The sequence below is a fragment of the Pseudomonas sp. 3B-A001-10F genome (assembly GCF_056313565.1).
This window is the reverse complement of the sequence record NZ_JBQYFW010000018.1, coordinates 61324-73935: the sequence shown is the minus strand read 5'-3', so window position 1 is coordinate 73935 and position 12612 is coordinate 61324. Positions and strand designations below refer to the sequence as shown.

The 12612-nt window shown below is 60.0% G+C and carries 10 protein-coding genes; 3 read left to right on the top strand and 7 right to left on the bottom strand.

Annotation, left to right across the window (positions count from 1 at the left end; all coding sequences use genetic code 11):
- Window positions 1-61 precede the first annotated feature (61 nt).
- From xseA to leuA, 3 genes are all read left to right on the top strand, one after another.
- A complete protein-coding gene (gene xseA, locus AC0ZWN_RS17655) occupies window positions 62-1441 on the top strand; it encodes an exodeoxyribonuclease VII large subunit (RefSeq protein WP_099757096.1) in 1380 nt (459 codons plus the stop codon).
- 3 nt (window positions 1442-1444) lie between these two features.
- Window positions 1445-2266, top strand: coding sequence for a peptidoglycan DD-metalloendopeptidase family protein (locus tag AC0ZWN_RS17650; protein ID WP_476335907.1), 822 nt, complete (start codon window positions 1445-1447; stop codon window positions 2264-2266).
- Between the two features lie 463 nt (window positions 2267-2729).
- Window positions 2730-4409: a 2-isopropylmalate synthase gene (leuA, locus tag AC0ZWN_RS17645; protein ID WP_007916856.1), complete on the top strand. Its 1680-nt coding sequence runs from the start codon at window positions 2730-2732 to the stop codon at window positions 4407-4409.
- 168 nt (window positions 4410-4577) lie between these two features.
- On the opposite strand, the gene AC0ZWN_RS17640 is transcribed toward leuA, so the two are convergent.
- The 7 genes from AC0ZWN_RS17640 to ispG form a co-directional block, all read right to left on the bottom strand.
- On the bottom strand, window positions 4578-5369 hold the full coding sequence (locus AC0ZWN_RS17640; RefSeq protein ID WP_099757099.1) for an amidohydrolase: 792 nt from the start codon (window positions 5367-5369) through the stop codon (window positions 4578-4580).
- Window positions 5357-6505, bottom strand: a complete 1149-nt coding sequence (locus AC0ZWN_RS17635) for a pyridoxal phosphate-dependent aminotransferase (RefSeq protein WP_460092191.1) — start codon at window positions 6503-6505, stop codon at window positions 5357-5359. The genes AC0ZWN_RS17640 and AC0ZWN_RS17635 overlap by 13 nt, the downstream gene beginning before the upstream one ends.
- Before the next feature lie 235 nt (window positions 6506-6740).
- Complete coding sequence (der, locus tag AC0ZWN_RS17630; RefSeq protein WP_093430647.1) at window positions 6741-8210, bottom strand: ribosome biogenesis GTPase Der; 1470 nt, start codon at window positions 8208-8210, stop codon at window positions 6741-6743.
- A gap of 136 nt (window positions 8211-8346) precedes the next feature.
- Window positions 8347-9498 carry an outer membrane protein assembly factor BamB gene (bamB, locus tag AC0ZWN_RS17625; RefSeq protein WP_034156262.1) on the bottom strand — a complete coding sequence of 384 codons (1152 nt, stop codon included), beginning with the start codon at window positions 9496-9498 and terminating at the stop codon, window positions 8347-8349.
- A complete protein-coding gene (locus AC0ZWN_RS17620; RefSeq protein ID WP_093430648.1) occupies window positions 9491-10132 on the bottom strand; it encodes a YfgM family protein in 642 nt (213 codons plus the stop codon). The genes bamB and AC0ZWN_RS17620 overlap by 8 nt, the downstream gene beginning before the upstream one ends.
- A 41-nt stretch (window positions 10133-10173) precedes the next feature.
- Window positions 10174-11463, bottom strand: coding sequence for a histidine--tRNA ligase (hisS, locus tag AC0ZWN_RS17615; RefSeq protein ID WP_476335904.1), 1290 nt, complete (start codon window positions 11461-11463; stop codon window positions 10174-10176).
- Window positions 11464-11500: 37 nt separating this feature from the next.
- Entirely contained in the window at window positions 11501-12610 is a 1110-nt protein-coding gene (ispG, locus tag AC0ZWN_RS17610) for a flavodoxin-dependent (E)-4-hydroxy-3-methylbut-2-enyl-diphosphate synthase (protein ID WP_003227888.1), read from the bottom strand.
- Window positions 12611-12612: the final 2 nt, after the last annotated feature.

Sequence of the window (12612 nt, the reverse complement as noted above, 5' to 3'; positions counted from 1 at the left end):
CCACAGGGGTTTTGTGTTGTGTCATGGTGATTGGCAGCCAAATGCCTTTAAACTGCGCCCCATGATTAAAGATCCCTTTGCAAGACTTGGCCTGGACCGTGAGGTACTGACCGTCAGCCAGCTCAACGGCCGCGCGCGGGTGTTGCTCGAAGACGTGTTCAGCAACATCTGGGTCGAAGGCGAAATTTCCAACCTCGCGCGCCCGGCGTCAGGCCACATCTATTTCACCCTCAAGGACAGCGGCGCTCAGGTTCGATGCGCGTTGTTCCGGCAGAACGCGGCGCGCGTGCGTCAGGCGCTGAAGGATGGCCTGGCGGTGAAGGTGCGTGGCAAGGTTTCGCTGTTCGAAGGCCGTGGCGACTATCAGTTGATTCTCGACACTGTCGAACCTGCCGGTGACGGTGCACTGCGTCTGGCCTTCGATGCGCTGAAGGAAAAGCTCAGCGCCGAAGGTCTGTTCAGTGCCGAACGCAAAGTGCCGTTGCCCGCGCATCCGCAGCGCATTGGCATCATCAGCTCGCCAACCGGCGCGGTGATTCGCGACATCATCAGCGTATTCCGCCGCCGTGCGCCGCAGGTGCAACTGACGCTGATTCCGACTGCCGTACAAGGCCGCGAAGCCACCGCGCAAATCGTCCGCGCGCTGAAAATGGCCGATACCCGTGGTTTCGACGCACTGATCCTCGCCCGTGGCGGCGGCTCGCTGGAAGACCTCTGGTGCTTCAACGAAGAAGCTGTAGCCCGCGCCGTTGATGCGTGTGTAACGCCAATCGTCAGCGCCGTCGGTCACGAAACCGATGTGTCGATCAGTGATTTTGTCGCTGACGTGCGCGCACCCACGCCGTCCGCAGCAGCTGAACTGCTCGCTCCTGATTCCAGCCATCTGATCCGTCAGGTCGAAAGCCTGCATCGGCGCTTGGTGATGCGCATGCGCGACCGTTTGATGCGTGATCGTCTGCGCCTGGAAGGCATGGCCCGTCGCTTGCGCCATCCCGGCGAACGTCTGCGCCAACAGGCCCAGCGCCTGGACGATCTGGACATGCGCATGCGCCGAGCGTTCGAGCGTCATCTCAATACCCGTCGCGAGCGCCTGATCCGCCTGGAAACCCGCCTCGCCGGCCAGCATCCGGGGCGGCAATTGGCGATGTTGCGCCAGCGACTCGACAGCCTCGCCGAACGCTTGCCTCGCGCCATGCGCGAAGGTCTGAAGAACCGTCGCCTGCAACTGCACAGCCAGATGCAGACGCTGCACGTGGTCAGCCCATTGGCGACGCTCGGTCGCGGTTACAGCATTTTGCTCGATGAGCGTGGCCATGCGATCCGCAACGCCGCGCAGACCCACACCGGTCAGCGCCTGAAAGCCAAACTCGGCGAAGGCGAACTGCAAGTGCGCGTCGAGGACAATCACCTGACGCCTGTCACTCTCTCTTTACTGGACTGATCCATGCCGCGCTTTCTCGCTCCACTGTTTTTGCTCTGCCTGACCTTCAATGCCCACGCCGACAGTTACATCACCCGGCTACTGAACAAACCGGTGCCGGGCGGTGTGGCGGTGGTTGATCTGGGCACCGCCGCGCAGGCACCGAAAGCCACGTATCAGGGCAAACCGGTGCTGGTGGTAAAAGAACAGAACACCTGGCTGGCGATCGTCGGCGTGCCACTTACCGTTAAACCAGGTGCGCAGCAGATCAGCAGCGGCGGACGTAACTTGCCATTCACCGTGGGCAACAAGAAATACCCGGAACAACGCATCACCCTGAAGAACAAACAGCAAGTCAACCCGGATCAGTCGAACCTCAAGCGCATTGAGGGCGAACTGGCCGAGCAGATCAAGGCTTACCGCAGCTTCAGCCCGAACACACCGAGCAATCTGTTGTTGGACAAACCGGTGAACGGTCCGTTGTCGAGCAAGTTTGGTGTGCGTCGCGTCTTTAATGGTGAAGAGCGCAATCCACATGCAGGCCTCGATTTCGCGGTGCCAGCGGGCACGCCGATCAAGACCCCGGCGGCGGGCAAGGTGATTCTGATCGGCAACTACTTCTTTAATGGCAACACCGTGTTTGTCGACCATGGGCAGGGCTTTATCAGCATGTTCTGCCATATGTCGAAGATTGATGTGAAAGTCGGCGATCAATTGGCGCGGGGCGCTGTGGTCGGCAAGGTTGGCTCGACTGGTCGGGCGACCGGGCCGCACATGCACTGGAATGTCAGCCTGAATGATGCGCGGGTGGATCCGGCGATTTTCATTGGCGCATTTCAGCCTTAAGACAGCCGATGGGCTGATGGCCCCTTCGCGAGCAAGCTCGCTCCCACATTGGATTGCGTTCAAAACACAAATCCCTGTGGGAGCGAGCTTGCTCGCGAAGGCGGACTACAACGCACATCAATACTTACTGAACTGCTATAAACCCCAATTGCGCCCCAATCAAACCTCGCGCAAATATCACAACGATCAGCGACCTCCAGCGCAATAAAATCCCGCAAAAACCCGCTTTCCGAGTATTCCTCTCAATTTTTTCCGACTGCTTGCCATCCTCTCCCCTCGCGGTTAGGGTTGAAGGCATGAAAACCTCTCACACCCTTATTCAGCTTCGCCAGCACCGCAGCCTGTGCCTCGTCAGCGCACGACTGCCAGGCTGAATCGCGGCACCTCGTCCCACGCTTTTCCAAGAACATTCGTAACACCGGCAGGCCGCCTCTTTTCGGCCCAGACAATAAGGAATTTCCCGATGAGCATGCTCAAAGATCCGTCTTCGAAATACCGCGCGTTTCCCGTCATCAACTTGCCGGATCGCACCTGGCCGTCGAAAACCATCGACACCGCGCCGATCTGGTGCAGTTCCGACCTGCGTGACGGCAACCAGTCGCTGATCGAACCGATGGACGCGGTGAAAAAGCTGCGCTTCTGGAAAACCCTGGTGCAGGTCGGTGTAAAGGAAATCGAAGCCTCGTTCCCGGCCGCTTCGCAAACTGACTTCGACTTCGTGCGTACCCTGATCGAAGAAGGCCACATCCCGGACGACACCACCATTCAGGTGCTGACCCAGGGCCGTGAAGATTTGATCGAGCGTACGTTCGAATCCCTGCGCGGTGCGAAAAAAGCCATCGTTCACTTGTACAACGCCACCTCGCCTTCTTTCCGTCGCATCGTCTTCAACCAGGACAAGGACGGTATCAAGGCCATTGCAGTCAACGCCGCCAAGCTGTTCGTCAAATACGCGGCGATGCAGCCGGACACCGAATGGACCTTCGAATACTCGCCGGAAACCTTCAGCGCCACCGAGCTGGAATTCGCCAAGGAAGTCTGTGACGCGGTGATCGAGGTGTGGAACCCGACGCCTGAGCACAAGATGATCCTCAACCTGCCGGCTACCGTTGAGTGCGCGACCCCGAACGTCTACGCCGACCAGATCGAGTGGTTCGGCCGCAACATCAACCGTCGTGACAGCGTGATCATCAGCCTGCACACCCACAACGACCGTGGCACCGGTGTCGCCGCTACCGAGTTGGGCCTGATGGCCGGCGCCGATCGCGTCGAAGGCTGCCTGTTCGGCAACGGCGAGCGTACCGGTAACGTTGACCTCGTCACCGTCGCCCTGAACATGTACACCCAGGGTCTTGACCCGCAGCTGGACTTCTCCGACATCGACGGCGTGCGCAAAGTGGTCGAAGAGTGCAACCAGATTCAGGTTCACCCACGTCACCCGTACGTTGGCGACCTGGTGCACACCGCGTTCTCCGGTTCGCACCAGGATGCGATCCGCAAAGGTTTCTCCCAGCAGAAACCGGATGCACTGTGGGAAGTGCCGTACTTGCCGATCGACCCGGCCGACATCGGCCGCAGCTACGAGGCGGTGATTCGCGTCAACAGCCAGTCGGGCAAGGGCGGCATCGCTTACTTGCTGGAGCAGGAATACGGCATCAGCCTGCCGCGTCGCATGCAAATCGAATTCAGCCAGGTTGTGCAGCGTGAAACCGATCGTCTGGGCCTGGAGATGACCGCCAAACAGATTCACTCGTTGTTGATCAGCGAATACCTGCAAGCCAACACCCCGTATGCGCTGGTCAGCCATCGCCTGCAGGAAGAAAACGGCAACAGCGCCGTCGAAGTGGAAGTGGCAAGCAAAGGTCAGGGCGAAACCAACCTGCACTGGCGCGGCAAGGGCAACGGTGCGCTGGAAGCACTGGTCGCCGGTCTGCCGATTCCGGTGGAGATCATGGACTACAACGAACACGCGATCGGCGCGGGCACCAACGCCAAAGCAGCGGCGTACATCGAACTGCGTGTGAACGGCGAACGTGCAGTGCACGGCGTGGGCATCGATGAAAACATCACCACGGCCAGCTTCAAGGCCCTGTTCAGCGCGCTGAACCGCTCGCTGAGCCAGCCTGAGGCGAAAGCGGCGTAATCGATCGCTGAAATGCAAAAGGCCCCGGCGTTTGAACTCCGGGGCCTTTTTTTGCCTGCGATCGTTCCCACGCTCTGCGTGGGAATGCCTCAAGGGACGCTCTGCGTCCAGTGACGCGGAGCGTCACGGGCTGCATTCCCACGCAGAGCATGGGAACGATCAGTTACCTCAGGTGAACTCGAAGGTGTCGGCATCCAGATTCGCCGGAAAGCGCTCGCGATACGCCGCCAGTGACGCCGCCTCCAAAACCACCTTGAACACCCCGTCCGCCTCCCCCGCCGCCAGCAAGGTCTCACCCTGGAAATCCAGCACCTGACTGTCACCGGTGTAGGCAAAGCCCTTGCCGTCCGTGCCGACGCGATTCACCGCCGCCACATAGCAAAGGTTTTCGATGGCACGCGCCGGCAACAGGCGATTCCAGTGCAGACGCCGCGCGCCCGGCCAGTTGGCGGTGTACAGCAACAGATCAGTGTCCTGCGCATCGCGGCTCCACACCGGGAAGCGCAGGTCGTAACAAATCAGCGGACGGATGCGCCAGCCCTTGAGTTCGAACTGCACCTGACGTTCGCCGGGGGTGTAGTGATTGTGCTCACCGGCCATACGGAACAGGTGACGCTTGTCGTAATGCAGCACTTCGCCGTCCGGCCGCGCCCACAGCAGGCGATTGCGATGGCTGCCGTCGGCGGCCTGGATAATCACACTGCCGGTAATGACCGCATTGAGCTTCGCCGCCTGAACCCGCAGCCATTTGCTGGTCGGGCCATTCTCGGCTTCGGCAAGGGTTTCGGATTCCATGGAGAATCCGGTAGTGAACATCTCCGGCAGAACGATCAGATCCGCCCCCCGCGCCTGCTCCAGCAACACCGCGAAATGTTCAAGGTTGGCCTGGCGGTCATGCCAGGCCAGGCTGGTCTGGATCAGCGCCAGGTTCAGATCAGGTAACGCACTCAGATCACGCATAGTTTTGCCGCCGCTTCACGCAGCGTCTCCTCGCGTTTGGCAAAACACAGACGCACCAGGCGCTGGCCTTGCGGTGGGTTCTGGTAGAACACCGACACCGGGATACTCGCCACGCCGTGTTCGCGGGTCATCCATATGGCCATCTCGACGTCGTTGAGGTCGGGACGGATCTGCGAGTAATCGACCAGTTGGAAATAGGTGCCGGTGACTCGGGTGAAGGTGAAACGCGACGGCGCCAGCAGATCGCAGAACAGATCGCGCTTGGCTTGGTAGAAGCCCGGCAACTCTTCGACGTGTTCCGGGTGCTCGGCCATGTAATCGGCCAGCGCATATTGCAACGGCGTGACGCCGCAGAAACTGACGTACTGGTGGACCTTGCGCAGTTCGGTGGTCAGCGCTGGCGGCGCGACGACGTAACCGGTTTTCCAGCCAGTGACGTGATAGGTCTTGCCGAACGAGCTGACCACGAATGCGCGCTGATACAGCTCTTCATGGGCCAGCACGCTGACGTGCGGCACGCCGTCGAACACCAGGTGTTCGTAGACTTCGTCGCTGATCAGGTAGATGTCGCGACCACGGATCAACTCTGCCAGTTGATCGAGTTCGGCACGACTGATCAGTGCGCCGCTCGGGTTGTGCGGGGTGTTGATGACGATCATTTTCGTGCGCGGACTCAGGGCAGCAGCGAGTTGATCGAAATCGATGGAGAAGTCGTTCGGATTCAGTTGTACATGTACGCAACGACCGCCCGCCAACTCCGTCGCCGGTTCGTAGCTGTCGTAGCACGGATCGAACACGATAACTTCGTCGCCGCTGTGGATAACCGCCTGAATCGCACAGAAGATCGCCTGGGTCGCGCCCGGCGTGACCGTCACTTCACTGTCGGCATTGACTTGCACGCCATAGCTGCGAGCGATTTTCGCCGCAATCTGCTCGCGCAGCGCCAGCAGGCCAGTCATCGGTGAATACTGGTTGTGGCCACTGGCGATGTGCCGACCGACCGCGTCACGCAGGGACTGCGGGCCGTCGAAGTCAGGAAAACCCTGGGACAGATTGATCGCTCCGGTCTGGGCCGCGAGCTGAGACATCTGCGTGAAAATAGTGATGCCGACATTCGGCAGCTTACTCGTGATCATCGGGGGTTCCCTGCTCAACACCCGGCTCTGACGACGGCGCGGGAGAGCCCGAGGATAGCCCATCCGGCGCCCATAAAAAAAGGGCGCCGGATGGCACCCTTCTCTCATGTTGATCGTTCCCGCGCTCTGCGTGGGAATGCAGCCTTGGACGCTCTGCGTCCACCGCTTATGTGACGCAGAGCGTCACGGGATACATCCCCACGCAGAGCATGGGAACGATCAACGAGCCGCGACCTTATTTCTTGTCGCGGCGCTTCTTGCTGGCTTTCTTGTTGTGCGACATCAAGCGACGCTTCTTGTTGACCTGGCGGTCGGTCAGCGTGTTCTTGTTGCCTTCGTACGGGTTCTCGCCGCCCTTGAACTCGATGCGGATCGGCGTACCGACCAGCTTCAGCACACGGCGGTAAGTGTTCTCCAGATAGCGCACGTACGACTTCGGCACTTTCTCGATCTGGTTACCGTGGATCACGATGATCGGCGGGTTCGCACCACCCAAGTGGGCGTAGCGCAGCTTGATCCGGCGGTTGTTGACCATCGGTGGCGCGTGCTCGCCCACCGCGTCTTCCAGAATCTGGGTCAGACGGTTGGTCGGCCAGCGGGTGACCGCCGACTTGAACGAGTTCTGTACGGACGCGTAGAGGTTACCCACGCCAGTGCCGTGCAGGGCCGAGATGAAGTGGATGTCGGCGTAGTCAACGAAGAACAGGCGACGTTGCAGCTCGACCTTGACGAAGTCGCGCTCGCTCGGCGTCATGCCGTCCCACTTGTTGATCGCGATCACCAGTGCACGACCGGATTCGATGGCGAAGCCCAGCAGGTTGAGGTCGTGATCGACCACGCCTTCGCGGGCGTCCATCACGAAGATCACCACGTTGGCGTCTTTGATCGCCTGCAGGGTTTTCACCACGGAGAATTTTTCGACTTCTTCGTGGATCTTGCCGCGCTTGCGCACGCCGGCGGTGTCGATCAGCGTGTACTTCTCTTCATTCCGTTCAAACGGGATGTAGATACTGTCGCGGGTGGTGCCCGGCTGGTCATAGACGATAACCCGGTCTTCACCGAGCATGCGGTTGACCAGCGTCGACTTGCCGACGTTCGGACGACCGATGATGGCGATCTTGATCCCGTCTTTTTCGCTCGGGCCAGGAATGCGCTTGGCTTCCTCGCCTTCGGCAACGATCTCTTCTTCGCCGTCTTCCGGCTCTTCTTCGTCTTTGGGGAAATCACCCAAGGCGATTTCCAGCATCTGCGTGATGCCACGGCCGTGAGCACCGGCGATCGGGATCGCGTGGCCCATGCCCAGAGGGGCGAATTCAGCGCGGGCCATTTCCGGGTCGATGTTGTCGACCTTGTTGGCGACCACGTAGGAACGCTTGTTACGTTTGCGCAGGTGTTCGGCGATCATCTGGTCGGCGGCGGTAAAACCGGCCTTGGCATCTACCAGGAACAGCACAACATCCGCTTCTTCAATGGCCAGCAGCGACTGCTCGGCCATTTTTTCGTCCATACCGTGCTCGTCACCGGAGATACCACCGGTGTCGACCAGAATGTAGGAACGCCCTTGCCACTTGGCCTCACCGTACTGGCGATCACGGGTCAGACCGGACAAGTCGCCGACGATGGCGTCGCGAGTCCTGGTCAGGCGGTTGAACAAGGTGGACTTGCCGACGTTCGGTCGGCCCACCAGGGCGATTACGGGAACCATGCGGCTCTCCACTTCGTTATTTCAGAAAATACAAAAGCCGCTGCGAGGCAGCGGCTGGTGCTCGGGGCAACGCCTGTTAGCGCTGCAAGCCCCATGAATCCGGGGCCGCCTGGGGGTTTAACCCCAAGCATAGTTGTTACTTGATGGTCAGGGCTTCCAGTTTGCCGCTGTTGCCATATACATAAATCGTGTCACCCACCACCAGCGGACGGGCACGCAGGCCGTCGCTGTCGATGCGCTCACGGCCGACGAAACGACCGTCAACCTGGCTCAGCAGGTGCAGATAACCTTCCAGGTCACCGACTGCAACATAGCTGGAGAACACTTCCGGAGCCGACAGTTGACGACGAGCCAGCGAATCGTTGCTCCACAATGCTGTGGTGGAACGTTCGTCGACGCCTTCAACGGTGCCAGAGGACAGGCTCACGTAAACGCTGCCGAAACCCTGAGCGATACCGGCGTAGCTCGACGCATCGCGCTGCCAGAGTTGACGACCGCTTTCCAGGTCCAGTGCCGCCACGCGACCCTGATAGCTGGCAACGTACAGCGTACCGCCGGACAACAGCAGACCGCCGTCGATGTCGACTACGCGCTCCAGTTCCGAACGACCTTGTGGAATCGCGATCCGTTGTTCCCAGACCGGCACGCCGTTGGAAATATCCAGAGCGACCACTTTACCGGTCGACAGGCCAGCCACCGCAAGGCGGTTGGTGACCAGCGGTGCGCTGGTGCCACGCAGGGTCAACACGGCCGGGGTGCTGTCATACACCCAGCGCTGAGTACCGGTGGAAGCATCCAGGCCGATCAGACGATCGTCCTGAGTCTGTACCACCACCACGTCGCCGTTGTTGGCCGGCGGCGCGAGGACTTCGCTGTTCACACGAGCGCGCCACTTCTCTTCACCGTTGCTGGTGTCCAGAGCAACGACTTCGCCGCGCAGCGTACCGATCAGAACCAGACCGTAACCCACGCCAACGGCGCCGGAGACAGGCAGGTCAAGATCCTGCTTCCATTTCACGTCGCCATTGCCGCGATCCATGGCCATCACCACGCCGGTTACATCGGCGGCGTAGATGGTGTCACCGTCGATCGCCGGCACCAGCATGTTGTAGGTTTCGCCCTGACCGTCACCGATCGAACGACTCCACTGCTTGTGCAGAACCACTTCTTCTTTGAAGTCGGTCAGTTCAGCCGGTGGCAATTCTTTCTTGCTGTTGCTGCTGCAACCCGCGGCCAGAAGGGCCAGAGCCAGCAATGCTGCATGCTTCCAACGGATCACGTCACGCATCCCCTTTGGCCAGGTCGTCGAGCTTGATTTGAAGGCCACCGACCGCCGCTTCATCCGACAGTGCCGCCTTGGCTTTTTGATACGCCTTGTTCGCGTCATCGGTACGGCCCAGCTGTACCAGCAGGTCGCCCTTGAGTTCTTCGCGAGTGGCCAGGAACGCTTTGTCGGCATCGCCGTCGAGCAGTTTCAGGGCATCTTCAGCCTTGTTCTGCGCGCCGAGTACCTGCGCCAGACGCTGACGGGCGATTTCGCCCAGCGCCGGGTTGGCCGGTTTGTCGACAATGGCTTTCAGTTCGGCCGCGGCGTCATCCAGCTTGCCGCTGTCGACCGCCACTTTGGCCACGAACAGGCTGCCGTACTGCGCGTAGGCGGAACCGCTGAATTCGCTGTTGAGCTTGCCGGCCAGATCCGCAACGCGGGCCGCATCAGGCTTGCCGTCAGGCGTCAGCGTGGTTTCCAGCAGTTGCTGATAGAGCACCGAGGCGCCTTGCGACTGGTTGCTCTGGTATTTGTGATATGCCTGCCAGCCGAACACGATGACCAGCGCCAACAGGCCGCCAGTGACCAGAGGTTTGCCGTTGCGTGTCCACCAGTCCTTCAAATCCGCCAACTGTTCGTCTTCGGTACTCGACACCCCAATACTCCTTAATCGCTAAATCGGCTGTTTGGACAGCTTCAACCCTGCACGACGCAGGTGGCCAGGTGAGCGGCGAGCGCATCCCAGGCAATGCTTTGTTGTTCGCCCTGGCCACGCAGGGGTTTGAAACCTACCACTTGCTGGGCCATTTCGTCGTCACCGAGGATCAGTGCGTACAGCGCACCGCTCTTGTCGGCCTTCTTGAACTGGCTTTTGAAGCTGCCGGCGCCGGCATTGACTTGCAGACGCAGGTTTGGAAGTTGATCACGAACACGTTCAGCCAGAGCCAGACCGGCCAGCTCGGCTTCGTCACCGAAGGCGCACAGATAGACATCGACCTGACGGGAGATTTCTTCCGGGATCTGCTCCAGGGTTTCCAGCATCAGCACCAGACGTTCGATGCCCATGGCGAAACCGACGCCGGTGGTCGGCTTGCCACCCATTTGCTCGACCAGACCGTCGTAACGACCGCCCGCGCAAACAGTGCCCTGGGCGCCGAGTTTGTCGGTGACCCATTCGAATACGGTTTTGCTGTAGTAATCGAGGCCGCGCACCAGTTTCGGGTTGAGCACGTAAGGAATGCCAACGGCATCCAGACGCGCTTTCAAACCTTCAAAGTGCGCACGGGATTCGTCGTCGAGGTAATCGGCCATTTTCGGCGCATCGACCAGCACCGCTTGAGTGTCGGCATTTTTCGTGTCGAGCACGCGCAGCGGGTTGGTTTTCAGGCGACGCTGGCTGTCTTCGTCGAGCTTGTCGTGGTGCGCCGAGAGGTACTCGACCAGCGCTTCACGATAACGCCCACGGGACTCGCTGGTGCCGAGGCTGTTGAGTTCAAGCTTGACCGCATCACGAATGCCCAGCTCGCCCCACAGGCGCCAGGTCATGGTGATCAGCTCGGCGTCGATGTCCGGACCGTCGAGATTGAACACTTCCAGACCGATCTGGTGGAACTGGCGATAACGGCCTTTCTGCGGACGCTCGTGGCGGAACATCGGGCCGATGTACCAGAGTTTCTGCACCTGGCCACCGCCGGTGATGCCGTGCTCGAGTACGGCACGCACGCACGCCGCGGTACCTTCCGGACGCAAGGTCAGGGAGTCGCCGTTGCGGTCTTCAAAGGTGTACATCTCTTTTTCGACGATGTCAGTGACTTCACCAATCGAGCGTTTGAACAGCTCGGTGAATTCAACGATCGGCATGCGGATCTGCTTGTAACCGTAGTTATCCAGCAGACGCGCAACGGTGCCCTCGAAATAACGCCACAACGGGGTCTGCTCGGGCAGGATGTCATTCATGCCACGAATGGCTTGCAGAGACTTGCTCACTTTAAATCCTTAAATTCGTTCGGCGCTTCAATCAGGCTCAGCCGCGCGCAATAACGGCAGCGTCAGCTTCGACCTTTTCGGCCGCTTTCTGGCGGATCAGCTTTTCCAGCTCGTCCACCAGATTGTCATTCGTCAGTTTCTGCGACGGCTTGCCGTCGATGTAAATCAGGTTTGGCGTGCCGCCGGTCAAGCCGATATGGGCTTCCTTGGCTTCGCCAGGGCCGTTGACCACACAACCGATCACCGCGACATCCAGCGGCACCAGCAGGTCTTCAAGGCGCCCTTCCAGCTCGTTCATGGTTTTCACCACATCGAAGTTCTGCCGCGAGCAGCTCGGGCAGGCGATGAAGTTGATGCCACGGGAACGCAGATGCAAAGACTTGAGAATGTCGTAACCGACCTTCACTTCCTCGACCGGGTCGGCCGCCAGCGAGATGCGGATAGTATCGCCAATCCCTTCGGCGAGCAGCATACCTAGGCCCACGGCGGATTTCACTGTGCCCGAACGCAATCCACCGGCTTCGGTGATGCCCAGGTGCAGCGGCTGAACGATTTCTTTGGCCAGCAAGCGGTAGGCTTCGACGGCCATGAACACGTCAGAGGCCTTAACGCTGACCTTGAAGTCCTGGAAATTCAGGCGTTCGAGGTGCTCAACGTGACGCAAAGCAGATTCGACCAGCGCAGCAGGGGTCGGCTCGCCGTATTTCTTTTGCAGGTCTTTTTCCAGTGATCCGGCGTTGACGCCGATGCGGATCGGAATGCCGCGATCACGGGCAGCATCAACGACAGCGCGAACACGGTCTTCACGACCGATGTTGCCCGGGTTGATACGCAGGCAGTCCACGCCCAGTTCGGCCACGCGCAGAGCAATCTTGTAGTCGAAGTGGATGTCGGCAACCAGCGGCACCTTGACCAGTTGCTTGATCTTGCCGAACGCCTCGGCGGCGTCCATGTCCGGCACCGAGACGCGGACGATGTCGACGCCAGCGGCTTCCAGACGGTTGATTTGCGCAACAGTGGCGGCAACGTCATTGGTGTCGCTGTTGGTCATGCTCTGTACCGCGATCGGCGCATCACCGCCCACCGGTACGTTGCCGACCCAGATCTTGCGCGAAACGCGACGTTTGATTGGAGATTCGCCGTGCATGA

Excerpts from the sequence above, each read along its gene's own strand:
- xseA (WP_099757096.1), top strand. The coding sequence starts at position 62 with ATGATTAAAGATCCCTTTGCAAGACTTGGCCTGGACCGTGAGGTACTG.
- AC0ZWN_RS17650 (WP_476335907.1), top strand. The coding sequence starts at position 1,445 with ATGCCGCGCTTTCTCGCTCCACTGTTTTTGCTCTGCCTGACCTTCAAT.
- leuA (WP_007916856.1), top strand. The coding sequence starts at position 2,730 with ATGAGCATGCTCAAAGATCCGTCTTCGAAATACCGCGCGTTTCCCGTC.
- AC0ZWN_RS17640 (WP_099757099.1), bottom strand. The coding sequence starts at position 5,369 with ATGCGTGATCTGAGTGCGTTACCTGATCTGAACCTGGCGCTGATCCAG.
- AC0ZWN_RS17635 (WP_460092191.1), bottom strand. The coding sequence starts at position 6,505 with ATGATCACGAGTAAGCTGCCGAATGTCGGCATCACTATTTTCACGCAG.
- der (WP_093430647.1), bottom strand. The coding sequence starts at position 8,210 with ATGGTTCCCGTAATCGCCCTGGTGGGCCGACCGAACGTCGGCAAGTCC.
- bamB (WP_034156262.1), bottom strand. The coding sequence starts at position 9,498 with ATGCGTGACGTGATCCGTTGGAAGCATGCAGCATTGCTGGCTCTGGCC.
- ispG (WP_003227888.1), bottom strand. The coding sequence starts at position 12,610 with ATGCACGGCGAATCTCCAATCAAACGTCGCGTTTCGCGCAAGATCTGG.